The 26,236-nt window shown below is 70.9% G+C and carries 24 protein-coding genes and 1 pseudogene; 17 read left to right on the top strand and 8 right to left on the bottom strand.

Translation table 11 applies throughout. The features are described 5' to 3' along the window. Window positions 1–459 precede the first annotated feature (459 nt). The 7 genes from D3A59_RS25825 to D3A59_RS11405 all read left to right on the top strand — a co-directional run bounded on the left by D3A59_RS25825 (window position 460) and on the right by D3A59_RS11405 (window position 8,715). Window positions 460–807 (top strand): hypothetical protein, encoded by a 348-nt coding sequence (locus D3A59_RS25825; RefSeq protein WP_119155050.1) that lies wholly within the window; start codon window positions 460–462, stop codon window positions 805–807. 118 nt (window positions 808–925) lie between these two features. Next, window positions 926–2,308 (top strand): TolC family protein, encoded by a 1,383-nt coding sequence (locus D3A59_RS11380; protein WP_119155051.1) that lies wholly within the window; start codon window positions 926–928, stop codon window positions 2,306–2,308. 2 nt (window positions 2,309–2,310) lie between these two features. Then, on the top strand, window positions 2,311–3,948 hold the full coding sequence (locus D3A59_RS11385) for an efflux RND transporter periplasmic adaptor subunit (protein WP_119155052.1): 1,638 nt from the start codon (window positions 2,311–2,313) through the stop codon (window positions 3,946–3,948). Next, window positions 3,945–7,115, top strand: a complete 3,171-nt coding sequence (locus tag D3A59_RS11390) for an efflux RND transporter permease subunit (RefSeq protein ID WP_119155053.1) — start codon at window positions 3,945–3,947, stop codon at window positions 7,113–7,115. The genes D3A59_RS11385 and D3A59_RS11390 overlap by 4 nt, the downstream gene beginning before the upstream one ends. A gap of 93 nt (window positions 7,116–7,208) precedes the next feature. Continuing rightward, window positions 7,209–7,649 (top strand): copper-binding protein, encoded by a 441-nt coding sequence (locus tag D3A59_RS11395; protein WP_119155054.1) that lies wholly within the window; start codon window positions 7,209–7,211, stop codon window positions 7,647–7,649. Window positions 7,650–7,731: 82 nt separating this feature from the next. Then, window positions 7,732–8,109, top strand: a complete 378-nt coding sequence (locus tag D3A59_RS11400; protein ID WP_119155055.1) for a copper-binding protein — start codon at window positions 7,732–7,734, stop codon at window positions 8,107–8,109. Window positions 8,110–8,358: 249 nt separating this feature from the next. Beyond that, window positions 8,359–8,715, top strand: coding sequence for a phage holin family protein (locus tag D3A59_RS11405; RefSeq protein ID WP_119155056.1), 357 nt, complete (start codon window positions 8,359–8,361; stop codon window positions 8,713–8,715). Window positions 8,716–8,797: 82 nt separating this feature from the next. Here the strand turns inward: D3A59_RS11405 and D3A59_RS26685 are convergent, their stop codons facing one another. Then, a complete protein-coding gene (locus D3A59_RS26685) occupies window positions 8,798–9,820 on the bottom strand; it encodes a BON domain-containing protein (RefSeq protein WP_157991493.1) in 1,023 nt (340 codons plus the stop codon). 278 nt (window positions 9,821–10,098) lie between these two features. Between D3A59_RS26685 and D3A59_RS11415 the strand changes: the two are divergent. The 6 genes and pseudogenes from D3A59_RS11415 to D3A59_RS11440 form a co-directional block, all read left to right on the top strand. Beyond that, window positions 10,099–10,461: pseudogene (locus D3A59_RS11415) on the top strand (DUF2784 domain-containing protein); the annotation flags it as partial. 71 nt (window positions 10,462–10,532) lie between these two features. Next, window positions 10,533–11,978, top strand: coding sequence for a hydroxysqualene dehydroxylase (locus D3A59_RS11420; protein ID WP_119155059.1), 1,446 nt, complete (start codon window positions 10,533–10,535; stop codon window positions 11,976–11,978). 81 nt (window positions 11,979–12,059) lie between these two features. Then, complete coding sequence (locus tag D3A59_RS11425; protein ID WP_119155145.1) at window positions 12,060–13,022, top strand: ribokinase; 963 nt, start codon at window positions 12,060–12,062, stop codon at window positions 13,020–13,022. Beyond that, entirely contained in the window at window positions 13,019–15,409 is a 2,391-nt protein-coding gene (locus D3A59_RS11430) for a glycoside hydrolase family 65 protein (RefSeq protein WP_170162336.1), read from the top strand. The genes D3A59_RS11425 and D3A59_RS11430 overlap by 4 nt, the downstream gene beginning before the upstream one ends. A 47-nt stretch (window positions 15,410–15,456) precedes the next feature. Further along, complete coding sequence (locus D3A59_RS11435) at window positions 15,457–15,759, top strand: hypothetical protein (protein WP_119155061.1); 303 nt, start codon at window positions 15,457–15,459, stop codon at window positions 15,757–15,759. A 76-nt stretch (window positions 15,760–15,835) separates the two neighbouring features. After that, on the top strand, window positions 15,836–16,153 hold the full coding sequence (locus D3A59_RS11440) for a hypothetical protein (protein WP_119155062.1): 318 nt from the start codon (window positions 15,836–15,838) through the stop codon (window positions 16,151–16,153). Window positions 16,154–16,274: 121 nt separating this feature from the next. On the opposite strand, the gene D3A59_RS11445 is transcribed toward D3A59_RS11440, so the two are convergent. The 3 genes from D3A59_RS11445 to D3A59_RS25360 form a co-directional block, all read right to left on the bottom strand. Next, a complete protein-coding gene (locus tag D3A59_RS11445) occupies window positions 16,275–17,288 on the bottom strand; it encodes a hypothetical protein (RefSeq protein WP_157991494.1) in 1,014 nt (337 codons plus the stop codon). Then, entirely contained in the window at window positions 17,275–17,808 is a 534-nt protein-coding gene (locus D3A59_RS11450) for a C39 family peptidase (RefSeq protein ID WP_119155064.1), read from the bottom strand. The genes D3A59_RS11445 and D3A59_RS11450 overlap by 14 nt, the downstream gene beginning before the upstream one ends. A gap of 61 nt (window positions 17,809–17,869) precedes the next feature. Next, window positions 17,870–18,346: a hypothetical protein gene (locus D3A59_RS25360; RefSeq protein WP_157991495.1), complete on the bottom strand. Its 477-nt coding sequence runs from the start codon at window positions 18,344–18,346 to the stop codon at window positions 17,870–17,872. 347 nt (window positions 18,347–18,693) lie between these two features. Between D3A59_RS25360 and D3A59_RS11455 the strand changes: the two genes are divergently transcribed. From D3A59_RS11455 to D3A59_RS25365, 3 genes are all read left to right on the top strand, one after another. Further along, window positions 18,694–20,259, top strand: coding sequence for an ATP-binding protein (locus D3A59_RS11455; RefSeq protein WP_119155065.1), 1,566 nt, complete (start codon window positions 18,694–18,696; stop codon window positions 20,257–20,259). 115 nt (window positions 20,260–20,374) lie between these two features. Beyond that, window positions 20,375–21,196 carry an SRPBCC family protein gene (locus tag D3A59_RS11460; RefSeq protein ID WP_119155066.1) on the top strand — a complete coding sequence of 274 codons (822 nt, stop codon included), beginning with the start codon at window positions 20,375–20,377 and terminating at the stop codon, window positions 21,194–21,196. Between the two features lie 131 nt (window positions 21,197–21,327). Further along, window positions 21,328–21,582 carry a hypothetical protein gene (locus D3A59_RS25365; protein ID WP_157991496.1) on the top strand — a complete coding sequence of 85 codons (255 nt, stop codon included), beginning with the start codon at window positions 21,328–21,330 and terminating at the stop codon, window positions 21,580–21,582. Between the two features lie 73 nt (window positions 21,583–21,655). Here D3A59_RS25365 and D3A59_RS11465 read toward each other — a convergent pair whose 3' ends face one another. Together D3A59_RS11465 and D3A59_RS11470 are read right to left on the bottom strand one after the other, a co-directional pair. Then, a complete protein-coding gene (locus D3A59_RS11465; protein ID WP_119155067.1) occupies window positions 21,656–22,999 on the bottom strand; it encodes an erythromycin esterase family protein in 1,344 nt (447 codons plus the stop codon). 273 nt (window positions 23,000–23,272) lie between these two features. Beyond that, a complete protein-coding gene (locus D3A59_RS11470; protein ID WP_157991497.1) occupies window positions 23,273–23,791 on the bottom strand; it encodes a class I SAM-dependent methyltransferase in 519 nt (172 codons plus the stop codon). Window positions 23,792–24,271: 480 nt separating this feature from the next. Here D3A59_RS11470 and D3A59_RS11475 point away from each other — a divergent pair, with 480 nt between their 5' ends. Beyond that, complete coding sequence (locus D3A59_RS11475; protein ID WP_119155069.1) at window positions 24,272–24,520, top strand: hypothetical protein; 249 nt, start codon at window positions 24,272–24,274, stop codon at window positions 24,518–24,520. 107 nt (window positions 24,521–24,627) lie between these two features. Here D3A59_RS11475 and D3A59_RS11480 read toward each other — a convergent pair whose 3' ends face one another. Both D3A59_RS11480 and D3A59_RS11485 read right to left on the bottom strand, forming a co-directional pair. After that, complete coding sequence (locus D3A59_RS11480; RefSeq protein WP_119155070.1) at window positions 24,628–25,563, bottom strand: cyanophycinase; 936 nt, start codon at window positions 25,561–25,563, stop codon at window positions 24,628–24,630. Window positions 25,564–25,701: 138 nt separating this feature from the next. After that, window positions 25,702–26,226 (bottom strand): DUF421 domain-containing protein, encoded by a 525-nt coding sequence (locus D3A59_RS11485; RefSeq protein ID WP_119155071.1) that lies wholly within the window; start codon window positions 26,224–26,226, stop codon window positions 25,702–25,704. Between the last annotated feature and the right edge of the window lie 10 nt (window positions 26,227–26,236).

The following is a 26,236-nucleotide window of genomic DNA, read 5'->3' on the forward strand; positions in this document are numbered from 1 at the left end:
ATAACTCCGTCCGGGGTCAGGGGAATCTCGCTCTCAATCTATTTGCGCAACAAAGCCGCCACCGCTGGCCGTGTGGTTCGCCCGTCGGCAGTTACTCCCCCCGCTCCTTGAGCGGACGGGGCGGGAATACTCAGCGACTCCTGCCGCTGATCAAACGCCGACTGCAAAGACTCCTGCTCCAGTCCGGCAATCAAGGGTCAATCCCTTTTATTCTTGTCCAGGAAAAGATACTCGATTGCAATCTCCCCTACCGGAAAAAGTACGCCAGGCAGGACGAGACACCGCAGGACCGTCATTATCATCACCGCACTCATCCGACCATCCATCCTCATTTCCAGATTTTTCTCCACAAAGCCCCCAAAATCCATGCCTGCATTTCTCCTCGAACGATCCGCCGAATATTGGGCCTTGAATCGATCGCACACAGCAGGGCGGAGCCTCCTGTGGTAGAGTTTAAGGATGCGTGTTCTGCTGGCATTGCTTCTTTGCCTCGCGATCCCTCTCCAGGGGTTCGCGAACGCGCACGCCTTCGCAGACCAGCCCTGCCCAATGGAGCAAGCCGCCTACCAGGCCGCCTCCGACATGGCGGCCATGGAGGCCGACTGCTGCAACGACGCCGAGACTGCCGGCACCACGGGCAAGACCTGCAAGACCGGGCAGGATTGCAAGCTGGCTCAAGCCTTCCTGGTCCTGCCGCCTGTCGGGGGCCTCGGGCGGCTTCCCCCCTCGAGTCTGGTCCCGGCCCCTCCCGGGCTTCACCCGTCCTCTGACCCCTCCAGCGTGTGGCGTCCGCCAACGCTGAGCTGAGCTCCCCACCCCAGCCCTCAAGCGCCATCCCGCGCGTGCCCTTGCGCACGAGGGGTTGCCGTTCGTGCGCCCGGCCGAATGATTTGCGCCGTCGCACAAGTCTGCCCGGAGTCAGCTCATGGAGCTTTTCAATGTCGGTGCGTCCTTCCGGACGCAGGACCGATCCTCTCGTTCGCCACGACCGGGTGCATTTCGCACTCTGACCGCGACCGTTCTCGCTGTCCTTGCCCTGTACGGCGGCCTCTCCGGCGCAGCGGTGGCGCAGGCGCTGCCGCCCGCCGGGCCCTTGACGCTCGACTTCGCCCTGAGGGCCGCCCGGGAGCGCTCGCAGGCGCTCGTGGCACAGGACGCGGCGGCCAGCGCAGCCCGTGACATGGCGGTGGCCGCCCGTCAGTTGCCGGACCCGATGCTCAGCGTCGGAGTGAGCAACGTCCCTGTCAGCGGCCCGGAACGATTCAGTCTCACGCAGATGGAGATGACGATGCGCTCCGTCGGCGTGATGCAGGAGTTCTCTCCCGATGAAAAGCGGCAGGCCCGCGCCGCCCGGTTCGAGCGCGAGGCCGAGGTGGCCCGCGAGATGCGGGCGCTGCAACTCACCCGGCTGCGTCGCGACACCGCCCAGGCGTGGCTCGATCGCTACTACAGGCAGCAGATGGTCGAGCTGCTGAAGGCCCAGCGCGATGAGGCGCGGCTGCAGATCGAGGCGGCCGACGCCCTCTATCGCTCCGGCCGCAGCATGCAGGCGGACGCTTTCATGGCGCGCTCGGCGCTTGCGCAGATCGAGGACCGCATCCGGCAGGCCGATGCCGAGCTCCTCAACTCGACCATCGACCTGGCCCGCTGGATCGGCCCCCTGGCCCAGCAGCCCCTCGCCGGGCAGCCCCCCATCACGCAGACCCATCTGCAGCCGCACACGCTGGAGGGGCTGGTCAACCATCACCCGGAGCTGGAGGTGATGGCGGCTCGCGAAGCGGTCGCCCGCGCCGAAGCCGAGGTCGCGCGCCAGGACAAGCGGCCCGACGTGAACGTCGAACTCATGTACAGCCAGCGCGGCCCGAGTTACTCCAACATGGTCTCGCTGGGCGTCTCGGTGCCGCTGCAGTGGAACCAGAAGAACCGCCAGGACCGGGAACTGGCAGCCAGGCTGGCCATGGCCGAGCAGATGCGTGCCGAGCGCGCGGAGATGCAGCGCCAGCACCTTGCCGAGGTCCGTCGCTGGCATCAGACCTGGCGCAGCCAGCTGGAACGCCTCGACCTGTACGACCGCAGCCTGATCCCGCTGGCCGCCGAGCGCACGCGTGCGGCGCTGGCTGCCTACCGCGGGGGCACGGGGCCGCTCGCCGCCGTTCTCGACGCCCGGCGCATGGAGATCGATACCCGCATGGAGCGGCTGCGCATGGAAATGGAAACCGCAGGCTTGTGGGCGCAGCTGGAGTACCTGGTGCCCCCGGAACACGAGAGCGGCGCCGTCCCGCGCACCCCGGAGAACGCGGAGAAGTGAAGATGAACTACAAGAAACTCGTGATCGGTCTGCTGGTCGCCGGCGTGCTCGGCGCGTCGGCCTATGGCCTCTACAACCTGGGCATGCGCCATGGCATGGACATGGGGGCTGCCGCGCCTGCCGCGGCCGCAAGCGCGGCAGTTCCTGTCGCGGCCGGCTCGGCGGTCGATCCCTCGAACTGGACGGTGCCGCAGGGCGAGGAGGCCACCCGCCGCCATGTCAAGCAAGGACTCAAGGCCGGCGATGTGGACCCGGTGACCGGCCGCAGGATCCTGCACTACCACGACCCGATGGTGCCGGGGAAGAAGTTCGAGGCCCCAGGCAAGTCGCCCTTCATGGACATGATGCTGGTGCCCGCCTACGCCGGCAGCGAGGGCGCCGACGCGAGCAGCGTCACCGTCAGTCCGCGCATCCAGCAGAACCTGGGACTGCGCACGGCGGAGGTGGTCGAGGCGACGCTCGCGCCGCAGGTCTCCGCGGTGGGCTCGATCGCCTACAACGAGCGCGAGCAGGCCGTCGTGCAAGCCCGCGCGATGGGCTACGTCGAGAAGCTTCACGTGCGGGCCACGCTCGACCGGGTCGTGAAGGGCCAGCCCCTGGTCGAGCTCCATGTTCCCGACTGGGTCGCCGCCCAGGAGGAGTACCTGGCGCTGCGCCGCATGCAGGGCACGGACCTCGCACCCCTGGTCGAGGGCGCGCGCCAGCGCATGCGCCAGGCGGGCATGAGCGAGGAGCAGATCCGCCGCGTGGAATCGAGCGGACGACTGCACACGCGAGTCACGGTCACTGCACCCATCGGCGGCGTGCTGGCGGAGCTGATGGTGCGCGAGGGCATGACCGTGATGCCGGGCATGACGCTCGCCCGCGTGCACGGCCTCTCGAGCGTCTGGGCGAACGCCGAGGTGCCGGAAAGCCAGGCCGCCCAGCTGCGCCCCGGCGCCAGGGTGCAGGCCACCAGTCCTGCCGTTCCCGGCCAGGTCTTCGAAGGCCGCGTGCAGGCCCTGCTGCCCGAGGTGAGCGCGGAGACACGCACGCTCAAGGCCCGCATGGAGCTGGACAATCCCCGGGGACAGCTGGTGCCGGGCATGTTCGTGCAGATGGAGCTCACCGGCAGCAACACAGACAAGTCGTTGGTCGTGCCGAGCGAGGCGGTCATCCAGACGGGCAGGCGTTCCGTGGTCATGGTCGCCGGGGAGGGCGGCAGCTTCAAGCCGGCAGAGGTCGAGATCGGGCGCGAGCTCGGCGGGAAGACCGAGATCCGGCGCGGCCTCGCAGCCGGCCAGCGCGTCGTCACCTCCGGGCAGTTCCTGATCGACTCCGAGGCAAGCCTCCGGGGGCTGGAGGCCCGGCTCGACGCGGAGCCGGCTGCCGGCTCGGCAGGCGTGCACCGCACCGAGGCGCTGGTCGAGGCGGTCGAGGGCGACACGGCGACCCTCACCCATCCGGAGGTTCCGAGCCTGAAGTGGCCGGCCATGACGATGGACTTCCGGCTGCCGCCCGGGCAGAAATCCGCCGACTTCTCCCCGGGCCAGCGCATCGAGATCGAGTTCCGGATGCAGGAAGACGACGTGCCGCAGATCACCTCGGTCCGGCCCCTGGGCACCCCGCCGGGCGGTCAGCCCCGGGGAGGGCGGAAATGATCGCCGGTCTGATCCGCTGGTCGATCGCCAACCGCTTCCTGGTGCTGTTGGCGACCTTGATGATCAGCGCCTGGGGCCTGGTCTCGATGCTGCGCACGCCGCTCGACGCGCTGCCCGACCTCTCCGACGTGCAGGTGATCGTGCGCACGAGCTACCCCGGCCAGGCGCCGCAGCTCGTCGAGAACCAGGTCACCTATCCGCTCACGACGACGATGCTGTCGGTGCCGGGCGCCCGCGCGGTGCGCGGCTACTCCTTCTTCGGCGACAGCTTCGTCTACGTGCTGTTCGAGGACGGCACGGACCTCTACTGGGCACGCTCGCGGGTGCTGGAGTACCTGAACCAGGTGCAGTCGCGCCTGCCGCCCACGGCCAAGTCCTCGATCGGCCCGGACGCCACCGGCGTCGGCTGGATCTACCAGTATGCGCTCGTCGACAGGGGCGGCACGCAGGATCTGTCGCAGCTGCGGGCGCTGCAGGACTGGTTCCTGAAGTACGAGCTGGCGACGGTCCCCGGCGTGGCAGAGGTGGCGACCATCGGCGGCATGGTGCGGCAGTACCAGGTCGTTCTCGACCCGGCCAAGTTGGCGGCCTACCGAATACCGCATGGCAGGGTGATCGAGGCCATCGGGCGAGCGAACCAGGAGGCGGGCGGGGCGGTGCTGGAGATGGGCGAGGCCGAGTACATGGTGCGCGCCTCCGGCTACCTGCAGACCCTGGACGACTTCCGCGCGATTCCGCTGATGACCACCGAGGCCGGCGTCTCGGTGCGGTTGGGCGACGTGGCACGGGTGCAGCTCGGCCCCGAGATGCGGCGCGGCATCGGCGAGCTCGACGGCGAGGGCGAGGCCGTGGGCGGCGTGATCGTGATGCGCTCGGGCAAGAACGCGCTCGAGACCATCCAGGCCGTCAAGGCCAGGCTCGGCGACTTGCAAAGGAGCCTGCCCGAGGGCGTCGAGATCGTCCCCGTCTACGACCGCTCGGGCCTGATCGAGCGCGCGGTGAAGAACCTGACGCACAAGCTCGTCGAGGAATTCGTCGTCGTCGCCCTCGTCTGCGTGGCCTTTCTCTTTCACCTGCGCTCCGCGCTCGTGGCGATCGTCTCGCTGCCGCTCGGCGTGCTGATCTCCTTCATCGTCATGCACTACCAGGGCGTGAACGCAAACGTGATGTCGCTGGGCGGCATCGCGATCGCGATCGGGGCGATGGTGGACGCGGCGCTGGTGATGATCGAGAACGCGCACAAGCATCTCGAGCAATGGGAGCACGACCATCCCGGCCGGAGGCTCGAAGGCGAGGCACGTTGGCGCGTGATCGGGGACGCGGCGGTCGAAGTCGGGCCGGCGCTCTTCTTCTCGCTCCTGATCATCACGCTCTCCTTCATCCCGGTCTTCACGCTCGAAGCGCAGGAGGGGCGGCTCTTCTCGCCACTGGCCTTCACCAAGACCTATGCGATGGCGGCCTCGGCCGGACTGGCGGTGACCCTGATCCCGGTGCTGATGGGTTATCTGATCCGCGGGCGGATTCCGAAGGAGCAGGCCAACCCGCTCAACCGCTGGCTGATCGCGGCCTACCGGCCGCTGCTCGAGCGCGTGCTGCAGGCGCCCAGGACGACGCTTGCCGTGGCGGGCGCCTTTCTCGTGGTAAGCCTGTGGCCGCTGCAGCACATCGGCACCGAGTTCATGCCGCCGCTCGACGAGGGCGACCTGCTCTACATGCCGACGGCCCTGCCGGGCCTGTCGGCGGCCAAGGCGGTCGAACTGCTGCAGCAGACCGACCGGCTGATCAAGACGGTGCCCGAGGTGCAGAGCGTCTACGGCAAGGCCGGTCGTGCGGAATCGGCCACCGACCCGGCGCCGCTGGAGATGTTCGAGACCACCATCCAGTTCAAGCCGCGCGAGCAGTGGCGCGAGGGGATGACGCCGGACAAGCTGGTGGAGGAGCTGGACCGCATCGTCCGGGTGCCCGGCTTGTCGAACATCTGGGTGCCACCGATCCGCAACCGCATCGACATGCTCGCCACCGGCATCAAGAGCCCGGTGGGCGTGAAGGTGGCCGGGCAGGACATCGCCACCATCGACCGGCTCACCGGCGAGATCGAGCGGGCGCTCAAGGACGTGCCCGGCGTGAGCAGCGCGCTCGCCGAGCGGCTGACCGGCGGGCGCTACGTCGATGTCGCGATCAAGCGGGATGCGGCCGCGCGCTACGGGCTCAACATCGCCGACGTCCAGTCGCTCATTGCGAGCGCCGTCGGGGGCGAGAACATCGGCGAGACGGTGGAGGGCTTGCAGCGCTTCCCGATCAACGTGCGCTACCCCCGCGAGGTCCGGGACTCGCTGTCCGGCCTGCGCGAGCTGCCCATCATCACCGAGCGGGGCCAGCGCCTGGTGCTGTCCGACGTGGCGGACATCCGCGTCAGCGACGGCCCCCCGATGCTCCGGAGTGAGAACGCCCGCCTGGCAGGTTTCGTCTATGTCGATATCCGCGGGCGCGACCTGCGCTCGGCGGTGCAGGACATGCAGCGTGCGGTGGCTGAAGAAGTGAAGCTGCCCGCGGGCTACTCGGTCTCGTGGTCGGGCCAGTTCGAGTACCTGGAGCGCGCCGCCGCGAAGCTGCGGATCGCCGTGCCCTTCACGCTGCTGATCATCTTCGTGCTGCTCTACCTGACCTTCCGACGCATGGACGAGGCCCTGCTGATCATGGCCACCTTGCCCCTGGCCCTGGTCGGCGGCATCTGGCTGCTGTGGCTGCTCGACTACAACCTCTCGGTGGCGGGGGCCGTGGGCTTCATCGCGCTCGCCGGGGTCGCCGCGGAGTTCGGCGTGATCATGCTGCTCTATCTCCGCCAGGCTTGGGACGCGCGCCGGGAGAACGGCGAGGAAAGCAGGGCCGACCTGCTGGACGCGATCCGCGAAGGTGCGGCACTGCGCGTACGCCCCAAGGCGATGACGGTGCTCACGATCCTGGTCGGCCTGCTGCCGATCATGTGGGGCGGGGGGACGGGCAGCGAGGTGATGCAGCGCATCGCGGCGCCCATGGTGGGCGGAATGATCACCGCGCCGCTGCTGTCGATGTTCGTGATCCCCGCCGCGTACCTGCTGATGCGCCGCACCAAGGAAAGGGCGCCCCTGCCCGCGACTGATGACGAGCTCTCCGCAAAGCCGCTTTGACCCACCCGCACAGGGCCGGAGACCGGCCCTGGCCGAAAGCCGACCGGCCTTCGCCGGCCGGTCGGCTCCCCATCCTCCGACAGGAGCTTTCACATGAAACTCACCCGCCTGCTGCCGGGCGCGCTCGCGCTCATGACGACGCTGGCCGCCTGCGCCGCCGCCCCGCAGCCCTCAGCGCCGCCCCAGCCCCACGCGGCGATGCAGTCCGTGCACCTGGCCGTCGGCCAGGTTCTCGGGGTCGACACCCGCGCACGCCTGCTGACCGTGGACCACCAGGACATCCCCAGCATCGGCATGCCGGCGATGACCATGGACTTCCCCGTGCACGAGTCGGTCGACCTGTCGCGGATCGCGACAGGACAGACCTTTGCCTTCCTGCTTGCACCCGTGGCCGGAACGCTTGCCGTGACCGCACTCCAACCGGTCAAGACCGCTCCCATGAACAGCATGCCCGGCATGAAGAGCGGGCAGATGCCGATGGAGCCAAGCATGGGAATGATGGCTGAGTGCCACCGGATGATGCGCGGGAATTGAGTCCCGGCTCATGGTCGACGTCCCCCGTCAAAAGGACGTCGACTCCTCTCTTTCGACAATATTCAAGCCAAGAGGATTGGAAATGAAGAAGTTCGCCAATTACGCCATCGCTATTGCCCTGATCGGAGCCCACGCCACCGCTTTCGCCGACCAGAACATGGGCGGCATGAAAGGCATGCAGATGGACGGCATGAAGGGCATGCAGATGGAAAAGATGTCCCCGGCCGCGGAAGGACAAGAAAAGATCCACACCGCCAAGGGCACGGTCAAGAAGGTCGACGCAAAGACCGGGATGGTGACCCTGGCCCACGGTCCGGTCAAGAGCATGAACTGGCCGGCGATGTCGATGGGTTTCAAGGTGAAGGACAAGGACCAACTGAGCAAGCTGACGGAGGGCAAATCTGTCGAGTTCAGCTTCGTACAGTCCGGCAAGGATTACGTGATCACCGAAGTCAAATAAAACAACCCTGCGGTCTCAAGTCTGAAATCGCTCGCCGACTTTCGTGCCATCCCGCAAGAGCTTGCCGGCCGCAGATGCAGCGGGACTGCTGCGCGCCCCGGCTCCTGCGGCCGGATCGCAAGGGCATGGCTCTTGCTGGTCTTGCGCGCGACGGGAACCGCTTGGGTGCCCGGATCACCTTCGCTGCGAAGCCAGCCGCCGTTGACGCCGGCGCGCGGTCCCTCCGCAAGACACCTCGAGGCCCTCACGATGACGCTCCTGCTCTCCTGGCTGATCCTCACGCTGGCAGTCTGGCTGACCGCCTACCTGCTGCCCGGATTCCACGTGAAGAGCTTCGGCAGCGCGATCATGGTGGCGGCGCTGATCGGCGTCCTCAACGTCCTGCTCGGCTGGCTGCTGTTCGCCTTCTTCACCGTCGCGACCCTGGGCATCGCCTGGCTGCTCGCGTTCATCACGCGCTGGATCATCGACGCGATCATCCTCAAGCTGGTCGACGCGCTGACGGACCGGCTGACGATCGACGGATTCCGCTGGGCGCTGGCCGGCTCCTTCGTGATGTCGGCGATCGGCACGCTCGGGGAGTGGCTCGTGCGCGGGGGTGGCTGACCACGCGGCGAAACCACGCGGCTGCGGGCTGCGCGGCGCCGGCCGATGCCGGTGCGGCCGCCGCGCGGCGGCCGCTTGCCGCTCAATGCACCACGCCGCTGTCTCCGGTCCGCCCGGTGCCCGAACGGTCCGCGAGCGCCAGGTTGGCGCCGTGGTGCAGCGCGGGCATGGCGCCCGCGTCCTGGTGCACCTCCAGCTGGTTGTCGACATGCTGCACGCCGGGCATCGCGCGCACCGCGGACAGCAGCGTGTCGAGCTCCGCGGCGAGCACATGGCCGCGCAGGCACACGTCGCCCTGGCTCACCTCCACCTCGATCGCCTGGGGCTGGTTGACCCAGCGGCCGAGCTGCGAGCTGAGCTGCTTCTGCAGCTTGCGGTCGTTGCGGGACTGCCGCATGCCCGCGAAGGGCGCGCTTGCCGATGACGCCACGCCCTTGATGCGGTCGGCCGCCATGCGGCCCTTGGCGCGGGCGTAGTCGCCGGCATCGTGGGTCATCGTGTCGAAGCGGTCGCGCACCATGGTCCGGCGCTGGCGCCCGTGTTGCGGGTCGAGGTAGTACATGGCCGCCGCGCTCGCGGCGCACAGCGCCATCACCTTCATCAGGCCGCCCAGCAGGGAGCCGCTGCGCGGCATCTCGGCCATCTCGGCTTCGGCCCGGTCCATCAGGTCGGAACGGTCCTCCATCACCCGGTCGACCTCGTTGCGCACGCGCTGGCGGAACAGGTAGTCGTCGACGGCCTCCGAGGCGCGCGAGAACGGCCGGCGCGCCGAGGCCGCCAGCTCGCGGGCCCGGTCCGCGAACCGGTGGCCGCGGTCCTGCGCGTAGTCGCCCGCATCGTACGAGACCTCGTCGACGCGCTCGCGCATCGAGCCGAGGGCCCCCGCCGCCGCCACGAACGGCCGGCTCGCCGAGCTCGCCAGCCCCCGCGCCTGGTCGGCGGCGCGCAGGCTCTGCTCGTGCATGAAATTGCCGACCTCGTGCGAGATGCGGTCGATCCCGTCGAGCATGCGCACGCGGCGGCGATACCCGCGATCGGGATCCAGGTAGTACATGGCCACCGCGCCCAGGGCTGCCGCGGCAAGGGGATTGATCATCCTTCTCATGGAATTCTCCTTCGGGTTCGGGATCGCACGGGATCGACGCGATCGGTGTCTCGGCCCGCCCGCGCAGTGCGTGATGCATCCGTGCCGCAAGATGCGACAGGCGGGAAGCAAGCACGGCCTCGAGGCGGCCGTCCCCCCGGAGGCAGCAGATCGCGTACCCGCCCTGTGTGCAATGGTGAGACGCGCCCGCTCCCGACGGCCTCCACCCTGCGCGGACATCGGCGCGCGCGAACGGCGACACTGCGCTCGGGCCCGACCGCCTTCCCAACCGGCCTTCCATGAACCCGCTCCTCTCCGTCGCCGCCGACGCCCTCGTCTGGCTGCACCTCGCCTTCATCCTGTTCGTCGTCGGCGGCGCCGCGTTGCTGTGGCGCTGGCCGCGGCTCGCCTGGCTGCACGTCCCGGCGGTGCTGTGGGGCGCGTGGGTCGAGTTCTCCGGCACGATCTGCCCGCTCACGCCGCTGGAGAACCGGCTGCGCGCGCTCGCCGGCGAACGGGGCTACGAGGGCGGCTTCGTCGAACACTACCTGCTGCCGCTGATCTATCCGCAGGGACTGACGCCCTCGATCCAGCTGCTGCTCGGCGGCCTCGTCGTCGCCGTCAACCTCGCGCTCTACGGGCTCTGGCTCGCCCGCCGCCGCCCGCGGGCGCCGCGTTTGCTCGGACGCTTCCTGCCCGAGGCCGCCTCGGCGCGTCTTCGGGAAAGGAAGCGATGCAGACGGAGAAAACGGATGTCGTGATCGTCGGTGCCGGCCTCGCCGGCCTGAGCTGTGCCGTCGGCCTGCGCGGCCTGGGGCTGCGGGTGACGGTGCTGGAGAAGGCGGCCCGCGTCGGCGGCCGCGCGGCGAGCTGGATCGACCCGGCGACGGGCGACAGCGTGGACCTGGGCCCGCACGTGCTGCTGAGCGAGTACCGCAACATGCTCGCGCTGATGGACGCGCTCGGCACGCGCGAGCGCGTCGTCTGGCAGGCGCAGCCGCTCATCACGCTGCTCGAGGACGGCCAGGTGCTGAGGATGCAATCCTCGTCGGCGATGCCGCCGCTGCATCAGCTCGTGAACCTGCCGGTCGCGCTGCGCTCGCTGTCGCTGCGCGACCTGTGGTCGCTGCGCCGCGTCGCGTGGCAGGCGGTGCGCCGCGAGGAGGAGGACCTGCTGACGCTCGACGGGCTCGACGCGCGCAGCTTCCTGCGCAGCATGGGCGTGAGCGAGCACCTGATCGACTGGTTCTGGTCCACCGCCTGCATCTCGCTGCTGGCCGCGCCGGCGCAGCACTGCTCGGCCGCGAGCGTGATGCGGTTCTTCCGCATGATGGCGGTGCGCAGCGGCTACTGCTTCGGCTTCCCGGCGACGGGCCTGTCGGAGCTGTTCGCCGACGCCGCGCTGCGCGAGATCGCGCGCGACGGCGGGCAGCTGCGGCTCGGCACCGGCGTGCGGCGCGTAGAGCTCGAGCGCGGCGGCTTCTCGGGGCTCGTGCTCGACGACGGCAGCCGGCTGCAGGCGCGCTGGTGCGTCTGCGCGCTGCCGCCGCAGGCGCTGCTGGAGGTGCTGGCCCCCGGCACCTGGCCCGGCCTCGGCGCCGCGGCGCGCTTCCGCCCGAGCGCCTACATCAGCAGCTACCTGTGGTTCGACCGCAAGCTCGGCGACGAGAAGTTCTGGGCGCGCCGCTGGTCGCCCGAGGACCTCAACTGCGACTTCTACGACCTCTCGAACATCCGCGCCGGCTGGCAGGACCGCCCCTCGGTGATCGCGAGCAACTGCATCGACGCCGCCCGCTTCGGCGAGGTCCCGGACGAGGAGGTGGTGCGCCGCACGCTCGACGAGATCGCCGAGTTCCATCCCGGGGCGCGCCAGGCGCGGCTGCGCCACGCCGCGGTCCACCGCGTGCCGATGGCGATTCCCCGGGCCGGCCCCGGCACCGAGCGGCTGCGGCCCGCCACGCGCACGCCGGTGCGGCAACTGCTGCTCGCCGGCGACTGGACCCGCACCGGGCTGCCCTTCTCGATGGAGAGCGCGGTGCGCTCCGGCTGGCTCGCGGCCGAGCCGGTCGCGGCCGAGCTCGGACGGCCGCGCCGGCTCGCGCAAGCGGTGCCGGAGCCGGCCGGGCTCACCGCCTGGCTCAGCCGGCGCCGCCGCCGTGAGCCGCCCGGGGCGCGCTGACGGACGCGGGCCGGGAGACGGGCGCGCCGCTTGCTGAAGCCGGGGCGTCGCGGCATGTCGCCGCGCCCTGCCTGTCCACCGATGAGCCCTCCACTGATATCGCTCGGCAGCATCAATGCCGATTTCCAGGTCCGCGTCGACGAGGAGCCCGGCGAGCGCGAGACGCTCGAGGCGCACGACCTGCGGCGCCTGAGCGGCGGCAAGGCCGCCAACGTCGCCTACCTCGCGCACCGGCTCGGCCATCCGGCCCTGCTGCTCGGCCGCGTCGGCTGCGACGACCTCGCGACGCAGGCGCTCGGCTCGCTGCACGATTCCGGCGTCGACGTGCAGAGCGTGCGCCGCACCTGCAGCGCCGCCACCGCGGTGTCGATGATCATGGTGCCGCCCTCGGGCAAGAAGCGCATCGTGCTGGCGGGCAACGCCAACCTGGGCTGGGAGGCCGAGGACATCGAGGCGAGCTGCGCGGCGATCCGCACCGCGGACCCGGGAGCGCTGCTGGTGGCCGACTTCGAGATCGCGCCCGAGGCGGTGCGCGCCGCGCTGCGCACCGCGCACGAGCGCGGCCTGCGCACCGTGGTGGACCCGTCCTTCCCGCGCCACGTCGGCCGCGAGGACCTGCGCGGCGTGCATGCGCTCACGCCCAACGAGAGCGAGGCGCGCGAGCTCGCCGGCGTCGCCACGCCCGGTGCGCGCGGCGTCGCCGAGACGGCCCGCGCGCTCGCCGCGCTGGGGCCGCGCATGGTGTGCATCAAGCTCTCCGACGGCGGCTGCCTCGTCGCGCAGGGCGAGCGGATGGAGCACGTGCCGGCCGGCCGGGTCGAGATCGTCGACGCGACGGGCGCCGGCGACGCCTTCACCGGCGCGTTCGCGGTGGCGCTGCTCGAGGGGCGCGAGCCGGTGCAGGCGGCGGCCTTCGCGGTCGCGTGCAGCGACCTCGCGGTGACCGGCTACGGCTCGCAGCCCGCCTACCCGTCGCGCGAGGCGCTCGACGCGCACCTGAAGACGGTCGAGCCCGGCGTGCGCGCCTGGCCGGAGCCGGCGTGAGCGGCCCGGTCCCGGCCGACACGGGCGACGAGGCCTGGCGCGTCGTCTTCGAGCACTACGACGCCGACGACGAGACGCGCCGCGAGTCGCTGCTCGGTCTCGGCAACGGCCTGTTCTTCCTGCGCGGCTGCGCGCCGGAGGCCGTGGTCGGCGCGCAGCGCGACGGCGCGGCCGATCCGCGCCACTACCCCGGCCTCTACGTCGCGGGCTTCTACGACGAGTCGCCACGCGAGGTGAACGGCGAGACCGCGCGCATCGCGTCGCTCGCGCGGCTGCCGCATCCGCTGGCCCTCGGCCTGCACGCCGGCGGGGACGACGCCGCCTTCGCGATCGACGGGGTGGAGCTGCTGCACTACCGGCAGGTGCTCGAGATGCGCGACGGCCTCTCGCGGCGCGAGCTGGTGTGGCGCGACGCCGCGGGGCGCGAGACGCGCATCGACGAGGAGCGGCTCGCGAGCCTCGCTCAGCCGGGGCTCGCGCTGCTGCGCTGGCGCGTGCGGCCGCTGAACTGGACGGGCCCGCTGCGCGTGCGTGCCTGGCTGCCGCTGCAGGGCGGCAACGCCAAGGTCGGGCGCAGCCGCGCCTACGAGGGCCGCCGCGTCGACGTGCGGCCGCTGCCGGTGCCGGAGGGGCAGGCGGTGCTCGCGAGCACCGCCGACGGCCGCCGCGCGCTGCGCATCGCGGTGCGCCTGCGCGTCGACGGCGAGCCCGCCGGGCACCGCGGCGAGGAGCCGCAGGCGCTGTGGCAGGAGTGCCGCCGCGAGGCGCGCCGCGGCGAGGAGCTGCAGCTCGAACTGCACGCGCTCGTCTCGCGCCAGGAGGACGGGGCCCCGCCCGATCCTCCCGCATGGGAGCAGGCCGCCGCCGCGCAGCGCGAGGCCTGGGGCGGGCTGTGGAGCCGGGTGCATGCCGAGGCGCCCGGCGACCCGGAGCTGGAGCGGATCTGCCGCTTCAACGCCTTCCACCTGCTGCAGACCGCCTCGCCGCTGACGCCGGCGCTCGACGTCGGGCTGCCGGCGCGTGGCTGGCAGGAGGCCTACTTCGGCCATGTCTTCTGGGACGAGCTGCTCGCCTTTCCCTTCCTCAGCCCGCGGCGGCCCGACATCGCGCGCGGCCTGCTGTGCTACCGGCACCGCCGGCTCGGCGCCGCCCGTGCCGCCGCGCGGCAGGCCGGGCTGCGCGGCGCGATGTACCCCTGGCGCAGCGCGGCGAGCGGCGCCGAGGAGACGCCGCCCTGGCAGTTCATCCCGCCGTCCGGTCGCTGGAAGCGCGACCACACCCGGCTGCAGCGCCACATCGGCGCGGCCGTCGCCTACAACCTCTGGCACCACCACCTCGCCACCGACGACCGGGCGCTGCTGCTCGGCACCACCGGCGAGATGCTGGTCGAGATCGCGCGCTTCTGGGCCTCGATCGCCGCGCCGCACGAATGCGGCGGACGCTACGAGATCCGCGGCGTGATCGGGCCGGACGAATACCACGACGCCTACCCGGGCGCGAGCCGCCCCGGCCTCGACAACAACGCCTACACCAACGCGATGGCGGCCTGGACGCTGCGCTGCGCGAGCGCGCTGCCGCGGCGGCTCGATGCCGGGGACTGGCGGCGGCTGAAGGAGGCGACCGGGCTGCGCGACGCGGAGCTGGCACAGTGGGACGAGATCAGCCGCCGCCTGAAGCTGCCGCTGCACGAGGGCGGGCTGATCGAGCAGTTCGACGGCTACGAGCGGCTGCGCCCGGTCGACGCCGAGCCGCTGCCGCGGCGCGACCCCGGAATGCGCGAGGACTGGTGGCTCGACGCGCAGGGCGAGTCGGTCAACGCCTACCAGGTCACGAAGCAGGCCGACGTGCTGATGCTGTGCCACCTGCTCGGCCGCGAGGACTGCGAGGCGCTGGTCGCGCACCTCGGCTACCGGCTCGCGCGCGGCTGGTACGAGCGCACCGTGCGGCACCACCTCGCCCATGTGAGCCACGAATCGAGCCTGTCGCGCGTGGTCTGCGCCGGGGCGCTCGCCTCGGTCGACCCGGAGCTGTCCTGGCACTACTTCCGGCAGGCGCTGCACACCGACCTCGGCACCGGCGCGAGCGGCAGCACCCACGAGGGCCTGCACCTCGGCGCGATGGCCGGCACCTGGGACGTGCTGCAGCGGCACTACCTCGGGCTGCACCTGGAGGCCGACGGCGTCTGGCTGGACCCGCGGCCGCCGGCCGCGCTCGAGGAGTTCGCGACCACCGTGTGGATCCGTGGCCACCGGCTGCGCCTGCACCTGCGCGGCACCACGCTGCGCGCCTCGGTGGAGGAGGGCGACGCGACGGGCCTGCGGATGCGCCACCGGGGCGCGGCCTGCGTGCTGCGGCCCGGCGAGGTGCTCGAGATCGCGTGCCGCTGACCTTGCGCCGATCGCCCCCTGCACACCACGACGACCGAGGAGCCCCGATGTCCGACCCCATCCAGAAGTTCAGCGTCGTGCTGCGCTCCGAACTGCCGGCGCGCGAGCGCGCGCTGCTCGAGAAGTGGTGCTGCCGGGTCCCCGGCGACGCCGAGCCGCCGATGCTGCAGTTCCTGTGCACCGAGATCGACGAGACGCACGCCCACTACCTGGAGATGCGCACCTTCCGCCCCGGCGAGCCGCAGTTGCGCAGCATCCGCATTCCGCACGCCTTCGTGCTGCTGATCTCGGGCTCCCGCGACCATCCGCCGATCGGCTTCCTGGCCGGGGACGGCGGCGACGCGGACTGACGCAAGCCGGGCACCCTGCTTGCAGGAACCGCGGATCCCCCTTCACAGGAGAGCCGGCCCGGGTGCCGGAACGACGATGAGCGACGACGGACGCAAGGACCTCGACCGGGCCTACGAAGGCCTGGAGCGCGAAACCCCGGACCGGGTCTCGCGCGCCATCCGCTGGCTGCGTTCCCCCGGCTCGCGCTGGATCCGCCTGCCGCTCGGGCTGCTGCTGATCGCCGGCGGCGTCTTCGGCTTCCTGCCGATCCTCGGCTTCGAGTTCATCCCGATCGGCCTGCTGCTGGTCGCGCAGGACATCCCCTTCCTGCAAGGCCCGGTCGGCCGCCTCACGCTGTGGCTGGAGCGCAAGTGGGTGGCGCTGCGGCAGCGCTGGCACGACCGCCGCCGCTAGGGGCGCGGTCCCGGAGGAGGTGGCAAGGGTCGGGTTTAAACCGGAATGCTGCGTCCCGGCCCCGCGATCGCAGCTGAACAGGAAGGTCGTTCCTGCAGAGGCGGCGGCCCGGTCTCCGCCTTCAGAAGCGGAAGGGGAAGGCGACGCTCAGCCGGAAGTCGGGGGCGTTCCCGGTCAGGCCGGCGCCCACCAGCACGTCCAGCGCAGTCGAGGAGTTGAGCACCAGGGCCCCGCCGAGCTCGAGCATCGCCAGAGGATCGTCGCTGCCCGGGATCCGGATTCCCTCGATCCTCGTGCGTTCGAAGAAGGACAGGCTCAAGGCGGCCCTCAAGGAGGCAGCGGGGCTCACTGCGAGCGCGGTGCCGAAGCGCAGCTCGTGGCTGTCGCCGGGCCGCACGTCGAGGCCGCTCCTCGTGCGGCCGAAGACATGGGTGAAGGTGTAGCTGCCGAAATGGACCAGGGGGTCCATGCGCTTCACCGCGGTCAGCCCGGCCTGGAGCGCATCGAAGCCACTGCCGAGTGCCACGGGCCGCGGGCTCTCGAACAGCGTGTTGCGGCCCGTCGAAGCCTGGTAGCCGAGCCGCCCGGTGAGGCTCAGCGGCGCCGGCCCCTCGCTCAGGAACTGGCGCGACAGGCCGACGCTCAGGTCGCCGATGCCGTCGGCGCTGCGCATCGAGGCCGTGTCGTCGCGGCGCCGCTCGAACACATAGGGCAGCGCCGCGTCGAACTGCAGCCGGGCGGGCAGGCCCATCCGGAACACGAGTCCGGGACCGAAGGAGTCGCGGCGGAAGTCGGAGCTGCCGTCGTCGAGGTGCGAATAGACGACGTTCGGCTCGAGCTCGAAGGTGCCGGCCGAGAGCAGCAAGCCGTTCTCGCGCACCAGCGCCCGCTCGAGCGCGCGGTTGACGTCCTCCTCGGCACCCTCCGGGACAGCAGGCTCCGCACGCGCTGGTGCGATCCGCCGCGGCGTCAGTTCCCGCTCCAGCATCTCGACGCGCTCGCGCAGGCGCCGGTTCTCGGCCTCCTTCTCGGCCAGCCGTCGCTGCAGGTCCTCCAGGCCCTGTGCCCACAGGGACGAGGAGGCCAGCAGCGCCACCCCCACCAGACAAGATCTCGCCACCTCACGGACTCCCATTCCCTGGCCTCCCGGTGATCGCGAAGCCCAGCCCGGGCCACGCCGCCGCGAATTCGTCCTGACGCATCTCGTAGTTTCCGAAACTCGGATCGGAGATGGACACGGTGCCTTCCCCCACCTTGCGCACGACCACGAAATGCGGGTACCCGCGCAGCTGCAGCGGCACGATCATCGGCAGCGCGCCGGCCAGATCCTCCAGCCCCATGCCCTCATAGCCCTCGCTCTCGAAACCGAGCTGCGAGACGTAACGCTTCATGTCGAGCAGCGAGAAGCCGCCGCGGTAGCGCACGCGCAGCGGGTCGGTGCGGCGCAGCATGCCGTGCGCAACCTGCTTTTCCGAAACGGGAAAATTCCTGTAATAAGTCAGAACGGTGGCGAGCGCCGCGGCACCGCAACTGTTGTCCCATTGCTGGATGATCACGTTTTCATGGCGGCGCTCGAGCAGCGAGCGCACCGGGCGCTCCGCCTGGACGGCCGCGGAAAACACCAGCAGCCCGATGAGAAGGAATTTCGATTTCATGAAAATAATGGAAAGAAGGGCCGGAAATCCTTCCGCCCCTTCTCCGGTTTTCGATCAGCAGTCACCGGCCTGTGGATCCGGTCGGATTGGTGTTGATCCTTGACGCTCCGGGCGGCAGGTTGAAGTTGGCCAGCTTGGAAGGAGAGGTGGCGCCGGAGCCACTGCCCGGATTCGAGGCGTCCGCCCCGTTGCCCCAGCCGTTGTTGCCGCAGACCCCGCCACGGCAGTTGGTCGGAATCGCTGGTGGACAATAGGGCGGCGGTGGCGGGGTGTAGGTGCCTGCCACCACCTCGTCGAGCTGGGCATTCGTCATTTTCCTCGGTTCAGCGGCCGCGGGAAGCGACAACAGCGCACTCAGCGCAACGATGGAGCCTAAGACCTTGAGCATAACAACCTCCAGGTGAAATAGCCGCCATGCGGCATATCGGAAATCGCGCATTCCGGATCGGGATCCGGGCTTGAAACTCTCTGCCGATTTCGAGGCTGCGGCAAGCCAAGACCCCGATAGGGGCGCATGATAAGAGTCGAGCGCCTCCATGTTCCAGGATGTTTCCTGATCGGCAAGAAAACACCATCCTGCCCATCGTTGTTACATATTGGAACCGGATATTTCCACTTCAAGAAGTTATTCCGCTCCGCCCAGCGTTCCCGGCGCCTGCGCCCCTGGGCCCCTCCGGCTCGAGGCAGACCCGGGAATTCTTCCGCAGGCCTGCCCCATGGCGGCGGGCTCCTGTGCGGGCTCGGGGTCCGCCCCAGCACGCCGAAACGAAGGCGAAGCCGCAGAATAGGGGCCGGAAACGCACGGACCGCGCACGGCCGGTGCGCCCTCCGGCATCCCCAGGCCTCGGACAGCCGGGGCACCGGCCTCGTCCGACACGGAACTCCATGCGAATCGCACCCCTGACCGAAGACGAAGACGCCCGGATCGCGCTGCTGTCGTCGATCGACATCCTCGACTCCGCCCCCGAGGACTGCTTCGACCGCGTCACCCGCCTGGCGGCCCGCCTGCTGGACACACCGATCGCGCTCGTGACGCTGATCGACGAGCACCGCCAGTGGTTCAAGTCCCGGGTCGGGCTGCAGGTCGCGGAAACGCCGCGCGACCTGTCCTTCTGCGCGCATGCGCTTCACCGCGAGGGCACCTTCGTCGTGCCGGACGCCACGCGCGACGAGCGCTTCTTCGACAACCCGCTGGTCACCGGGGCGCCCTACATCCGCTTTTATGCGGGCGTGCCGCTGCGCTCGAGCGAAGGCGTCCCCCTGGGCGTGCTCTGCGTGATCGATCAGAAGGCCCGGCAACTCGCCCCGCAGGACGAGGAGACGCTGCAGGACCTGGCCGCGCTGCTGAGCCAGGAGCTGGTGCGCCGGGAGATGGCAGCGAAGGCACGCGCCTCGATGAGCTTCCATCTCGAGACCGATGCGAGGGGAGCGTCCCCGGTCTTCAGGTACGCGAGCGAGAAGCTGGCGGAACTCGTGGGCTGCACTCCCCGGGACCTGTGCCGCGATGCCGGCCTGTTCCTGCGCGGCATCGCACCTGAGCACCGCGAACGGCTGAGGGCCCTGGCGAGCCGCGCCGCCGCCAGCAACACCGGAGGCAGCTGCCAGCTTCGCCTGGTCCGCGCGGAGGGCGAGCCGATGTGGTGCGAGATCAACGCCGTGCCCCGCCGGCTGCCCGACGGTCGCATCCGCTGGAGCGGCTACCTCGCCGATGTGACGCACGACCGGCGGATCCAGGAACGGATCCGCGAGAACGACAAGCTGCGCCTGGGCTCGATGCTCGCGATGGGCGTCGCCCACGACTTCAACAACCTGCTCGGCACCCTGAGGGGCTCGCTCGAGCTGGCGCTGCTGGACGCGCCCGCGGACTCGCGGCAGCAGCGCCACCTGAGCCGCGCGCTCCAGGCCTCGGAACGGGCGGCCACGCTGGTTCGGCAGCTGCTCGACTACGCTCGCCAGACCCCGTCCCGGCCGGTCGCGCTGCGCCTCGGGTCCTTCCTGCACGAGCTGCGCCCGCTGCTCGAGCTGGCGCTCCCGGCGCCGGTCGGGCTCGCCATCGAGGTGGCGCAGGAGTGCGAGGTCGCGGCCGACGTGATCCAGCTGGAGCAGGTGCTGCTCAACCTGGTGAGGAACGCGGGCCACGCGCTGCGGGGCCGCGGGGCCCAGGACGTCGAGCTGCTGCTCGACGCGCTCCCCGCCGACCGCAGCCCGCTCAAGTGTCCGAGCGCGCGGCTGCGCGTCAGGGACCATGGCTGCGGCATCGCCGCCGAACACCTCGGGGACGTGTTCCAGCCCTTCTTCACCACCAAGCCGGTCGGGGAGGGAACGGGGCTGGGCCTGGCGGCCACGCAGGGCATCGTGACCGGCCACGGCGGCCGCATCGAGGTGCAGAGCACGCCGGGCGTCTCCACCACCTTCACCGTGTGGCTGCCGCTGGCCGCCGCGAGCGCCTAGCAGGGTCCTTCCTGCGCCCGCGGCCCGCTGCCGGGCGCGGCGTCGTGGGCCCCCCCCTGGAACGTCGCTTGCCCGGGATGAGGCTTCAGCACGCTTCAGCACACGAGGTGGAACCATGGACACACGGAAAGATGCTCTCCAGCTGGCCGCCAGCGCCGCGATCGGCGCACTGGCGATGTACCTGATGGACCCGGATCGAGGCCGCAGGCGCCGCGCCCGGCTCGGCAACGCGATGACGGATCTCCCGCATCGCATGCGGCCGGAAGCCGGCCTCCTGCCGCACGCCCGGCGAGGCCACCGCCTCGACCTCGACCTGCAGGAATCCATGCCTCACAGCACCGGCGGCGTGGGACTGCTCTCCCTGCTCGCCGGCGCGGCCGCGGCGGCGTATGCCTGGCGCCGCTTCGGCTCGGGCCAAGGCGCGGCAGACAGCCGGATCGAGGTGAGCCAGTCGATCGAGATCGATGCCCCGATGGAGACGGTGTTCGACCTCTGGTCGAATTACGAGAATTTCCCGCGCTTCATGTCGAACGTGGAAGAAGTGCGCCCGCTCGGCGGCAGGCGCTCGCACTGGGTCGTCAAGGGGCCGGCGGGCAGCCGGGTAGAGTTCGACTCGGTGCTCGTCACCAGCGAGCGCCCGCGCCTGCTGAGGTGGAACAGCGAGCCCGACAGCCAGGTGCAGCACGAAGGCATGGTCCGGCTCGAGCCGTCGGGGCATGGCACGCGCGCCACCGTGCACATGGGCTATCGCCCGCCGGCCGGTGCGCTGGGCCATGCGGTCGCCTCGCTGTTCGGCCGCAATCCGGACCAGGAGCTGGCGGACGACCTGCGGCGGATGAAAGCCTTCATCGAGACCGGCGTCCCGGCAAGCGATGCGGCACAGCGCCCTGGCCAGACGCCGCTGATGACGTCCGAGCAGGCGGGCGCGCGCCTGTGAGGCGGCGGCGGGATCGGGCATCCCTTGGCGACGAGGGCCACCGCCATCCGACCCCCCGCCGCGCCCGGCTCACGCCGTGCTTCCGCACCGACGGCAGCGCCGTCGGTGCCCACGCAAGGAAGATTCCCGACATGACAAGCGAATTCCTCACCGGCCAAGCCGGGCCGGGACCCGACGTCGCCCCCTCGCCGTCCCCCTCGAGGCCCGGTCCCGACGTGGTGCCGAACCCGATCGGTCCCGACATCCAGCCGCCCTCGCCGGCACCCGAGATCGTGCCCGCATCGCCCCCGGACGTCGGACCGCCCTCGACGGCGCCCGAGATCACGCCCGGCACCACGGGCCCGGAGATCACGCCTCCCGGCACGATTCCCGAGGTGAGCGCCTGAGCAGAGCGGCCGGCGCACGCCCCCGCATGCGCCGCATCGGCGCCGCCCCTCGCCGGGGCGACGCCGATGACGGCTAGATGCCGGTCGGGTAGGTCTCCGGCTCGGTGCGCGGCTGCCACAGCGAGGACGGGTCCAGCGGCGTCACCGCGCGCGTCTCGTCCAGGTGCACCACCGCGTCGAACTGCTCCGACAGGGAGGCGCGGAAGTAGTGGCTCATCAGCTCGTTGTCGGGGCGGTAGATCACCCCGATCGCCCGCTCGAGCCGGCTCGCCGCGAGCGGCCGCGCCAGCTCGCCCTGCAGCGGCAGGAAGAAGGCGTCGAGCTCGCTGTCGTGCAGCAGGCCCTCGATGCTGTCGTCGCGCGAGGGCCGCACCGGCTTGAGCTCGGCGGGCTCGCCCCAGTCCGAGGCGGCCGCGACCGTGCCGGTGTGGGTCGTGAAGCCGAGCAGGAAGGTCTCGCCGGGCGCGCAGGCGCGCTGGCGCACCAGCTGCCCGAGGTTGAGCTGGCCGCGCTGCGCCGCCTGCGTCGCGCGAGCGTCGCCGATGTGCGAGTTGTGGGCCCACACGACGATCCTCGCCGGGCGGCCGCGCTGCCGGGCGATGTGCTCCTCGAGCGCCGCCAGCGTGTCGGCCATGTGCGTGTCGCGCAGGTTCCACGAATGGGTGCGGCCGTCGAACATCGTGCGGTAGTAGCGCTCGGCGTTGCAGACCACCTTCGCGTTCTGCTGCGCGTAGAAGAGCTCGTCGGCGCCGCCCGGCGCGTCGGCCGGCAGCCGCCGCGCGAGGTCCTCCGACATCTCGCGCAGTTGCTGCTCGGCCTCGCGCTCGCAGTCCTCGGTCAGGCCCGCGCTCGTCGAGAAGCCGTACTCCTGCGGCTCGAGCGACAGGCCGTCGAAGCAGGCGTAGCGGCTGCGCGCGCGGCGGGCCGCCTCGGTGTCGACCTTCTCGAGGTAGCGGATCACCGAGTGCATCGAGTTGTGCAGGCTGTAGAGGTCGAGCCCGAAGAAGCCGACGCGGCCGAGCGGCTCGCGCACCGAGTCGTTGTGGCCGCGCAGCCACTCCACCAGGTCGCGCGTCTCCTCGTTGCGCCACATCCAGCGCGGAAAGCGCATGAAGCCGCCGAGCGCCTCGTCGGCGCTGTCCAGGTCCGACAGGCCCTGCACGTAGCGGCTCACGCGCAGCGCGTCGGGCCAGTCGGCCTCGACCGCGACCGCGTCGAAGCCCTTGTCGAGGATCAGCCGCTTCGTGATCTCGGCGCGCAGGCGGTAGAACTCGTGCGTGCCGTGGGTCGCCTCGCCGAGCAGCACCAGGCGCGCGTCGCCGATGCGCTCGATGATGGGCGCGACGTCGCGCAGACCCTGCAGCGGATGCGCCTGTTGCCGGATCGCCCGGACCAGGTCCGGGGGTTGGCTGCTCATGTCCAAGATGTCCTCCTCATGTGGGATCAGCGTGGTGGATAGGCGATGGGGCAGCCTGCGCGGCCGCATCGCCCGGTGTGCCGGAGTGAGCAACCGGCATACCGCCCTCGACGCCACAGGAGGGGCGTGAGCGCGAGAGGGGGGAGGACAGGGGGACGCGAGACGGGCAGGGGCGGGCCGCCGCGGCAGCCCGGCCTTGCCGCTCATGGGGGAAAGCGGCCGTTCGAGGGAAAGCGTGCGCCTGCCTGCGACGGCAGGCAGGCGCGGCGGCTCTCAGACGTTGCGGATCACCACCAGCCGCGACAGGCCGAAGATGTTCACCGGCGTCACCGACTCGACCTTCCAGTCATGGGCGAGGATGTGCTGCTCGTAGGTGAAGTCCGAGCGGAAGCCGACCCGGTCGGCGAGCGAGCGCACCGCCTGCTCGAGGAACCACCAGAAGCGGCTGCCGCTGAAGTGGTTCAGCACGATGATCACGCCGTTCTTGCGGCACACGCGCCGGGCCTCGGCGACGAGCTGCGCCGGATTCGGCGTCACCGACAGCACGTAGGGCAGCGTCACGCAGTCGAAGCTGTGGTCGGGGAAGTCCATCTTCTCCGCGTCCATGTAGCGCAGCGTGATGTCGCGGTCGGGCAGCGAGGCGCTGCGCTTGCGCGCATGCTCGAGCATCTCCTCCGACAGGTCGATGCCGACCACACGGCTCGACGCCGGGTAGTCGAACAGGCTCAGGCCGGTGCCGATGCCGATCTCGAGCACCGACTTCGGCGCCATCGCCGCCGTCAGGCGTGTCATCGCCCGTCTCCCCGGCCCGAGCACCGCGCCGAAGGTCCAGTCGTAAATCGGCGCATAGGCGCGGTAGGTTCGGACAACCTGCTGTCGATTGATTGTGTTCATGCCGGTCAGATAAGCCTATCCCTGTTGCACATCGGGTCCGCGGTCCTCGGGGAGCGCCGCGGGGTGTTCTTGTTTCGTCCGCCTGGCAGTGCATGTGCCGCACCGCCCGCGGACCGGCCGGCGCGGCGCCCGGGCCGCCCGCGGCATCCACGAAAGACCCTGCTGCGTCATCCGCGTCTCCGTGTTTACATCACAGATTGCGGGAATTGCCAAATCCGGCACGTGCGCCAAGCAGCGCCAAGGGTACAGGCAGGCGAGCCGCGGCGCGGAAAAGATGTCCCGCATGCGCCGCGCAGCCCCCCGGCACACCGTTCGCCACCCACGGCAGGCAGGGACGGCGCCGACTGCCGCCCCCACCCGGACGGAGCGGTTGCAAAGATGAGCATCGTCGTTTTCTGGCTCGCCCCCGCGGACGATGAGCCCGGGGCGCCCGCCGGGCTGCTTCGCCCGCAGGCCCGGGCCTTCGGCAGCAGCGAACTCTCGCAGGCACTGGCGCATTGCGAGAGCCTGCGGCGCGCCGGCATGCGGCATGTCGCGATCTCGAGCGAGCCCGACGAGAGCGTGACGCTGCCCGGGGTCAGCGACGCGCTGCCCGAGGGCTACGACTGGAAGAAGCGGCGCGAGTGATCGCGGGATCGCGGGATGCGCGGGGGCGGGGCAGGGCCGGCAGCGGGGCGTTCGTCGCCGCCCCCGCCGACTCCGCCCGGCGGGCACGGACCGGGGCGCAGGCGCGCTCAGTCCGCGGTCTCCGGCGCAGCGGCGAGCAGGCTCACCGCGCGACGCAGCGAGGCCGGCACGTCGCGCGTATCGCGGCCGTCCGCCTCGACGGCGTAGCGGTTGCCGGCCGGCAGCAGGTGCATGCGCACGCCGAGCATCTCGAGCCGCTCGCTCGCCGCCGCCTGCGCGACGTTGGAGCCCATGCCGCGGCCGTCGAGCAGCGTGACGACGCCGCGGCCCACCACCTCGATGCCGCGGCCCTGCTCGACCACGAGCGCGGTGTCCTCGTCGATGCCGATGCCGAGCGCCTGCGGCCGCTGGGCGAGCGCCGACAGCAGCCGGCCGAGCCGGCGGCGTTCGGAGAAGTGCTGGTCGATGATCGCGCCCGGCAGCAGCGCGAGCCCCTGGTCGAGCCGCGCGGCGTCCTTCTCCGGCAGCGCCGGGTTGCGCCCCTCGGCCAGCATGTGCAGGGACAGCGCCGCGGCGCCCGCACTGGTGCCGCCGATGCAGGCGCCCCGCTCGCGATAGGCCTGCTGCAGCGCCCGCTGCGTGGCGCTGCCCCCGGTCACCGCCATCAGCCGCCGCTGGTCGCCCCCGGTCAGGAAGATGCCGTCGACCGACAGGATCGTCTCCACCGCGCGCGGATCGTCCGCCTCCTCGCGGGTGCGCATGTCGAGCGGCACGCAGTGCCCGGCGCCGAGCGCCATGAAGGCGCGCTCGCAGCTGGTCCAGCTCAGGTCGGGCACGCCGCTGGCGGCGGTCATCACGGCGATCGCGGGGGAGGGCGCGCCGCACAGCTCGACGAAGCGGCGCAGCACCTGCATGTCCTCGCGCCGGTCCTCGGCGCCACCGATCGCGACGAGATGGCCGACGCGCCGCTTCGGCGGGCGCGCCACGGCACGGGCGGCGGCCAGCGCGGCGACGGCGATCAGGAACTCTCTGCGTTTGGGCATCGGGACGGCGGACGGGGGAACCGCGGACCATGTTGCCCCCTCCGCGGGCAACTGCCAAGCATCCCCACGCGGAGCCGGGCCCCCGCCGGAGCGCCGCGTGCCCGAGAACTCCACCGTCCCGCACGGATCCGGCCCGTCTCAGGGAAGCCGGCCGGTCTTCTGCAGCACCCGCAGGAGCGCCTCCTCGATGCGCCGCTCCAGCCCCTCGTCGTCGCGCGGCGCCTCCATCGGGATGATCGAGATGCCGCCGCTCGCCTCGAGCACGGCGTACTTGATCTGGTCCATCCTGGCGATCCCCCCGTTCTGGCGCGCCGCCTGCAGGATGTCGTCCCGGGTCACACGCGAACGGTCCACCGCTTCCTGGAGCACCTTGCCGTGGTCCACCAGCACCAGGGGCGTGCCCTCGGCGACCTTCTCGAGCGCGCTGTACTTCCACTTCAGGAAGCCCAGCATCCGGTCCAGCGCGACCAGCGAGAGGATGACCGCGAGCCCGTTGGACAGCGAGCGGTCGTCGTCGACCAGCGCGTTCTGCGTCGCCTCGCTGATGATGAGCAGCAGGATGAAGTCGAAGGTCGACATCTCGGAGAGCGTGCGCTTGCCCGCCAGGCGCAGGATCACGAGCAGGAACAGGTAGACGACGAAGGTGCGGAGAAAGACATCCATGCCGGTGGCT

It is taken from the genome of Caldimonas tepidiphila (genome assembly GCF_003569765.1).
Taxonomy (GTDB): Bacteria; Pseudomonadota; Gammaproteobacteria; order Burkholderiales; family Burkholderiaceae_C; genus Caldimonas; species Caldimonas tepidiphila.